Annotated in this window: 1 protein-coding gene; it reads right to left on the bottom strand. The window is 65.8% G+C overall.

The genetic code is table 11. The features are described from left to right. The coding region (locus SB771_RS34180) for a UDP-N-acetylglucosamine 2-epimerase (protein WP_410721941.1) at window positions 1–278 on the bottom strand (278 nt) is incomplete at both ends.

The raw sequence follows: 278 nt of genomic DNA on the forward strand, positions 1-278 counted from the left end.
GCGCGCTTCGAAGGCGCGAAGTGCCACGAAGACACGGCGTCCGTCACACGCCGGTTCAGTTCCTCCGGCCACGGCGACCAGATATTGCCGGTACGAAGCCCGGCCTCGACGTGTCCGATCGGGATGTGCCGATAGAAGGCGGCCAGGCTCGCCGCCAAGGTGGTGGTCGTATCGCCGTGAACCAGCACGATGTCGGGCCGGGCCGCATCGAACACCGGGCCGATGCCGTTCAGGATGTTCGCGGTCAGCTCGGACAGCGACTGGTTTTGACGCATCAG

The sequence above is a fragment of the Burkholderia sp. SIMBA_051 genome (assembly GCF_046534915.1).
Taxonomy (GTDB): Bacteria; Pseudomonadota; Gammaproteobacteria; order Burkholderiales; family Burkholderiaceae; genus Burkholderia; species Burkholderia ambifaria.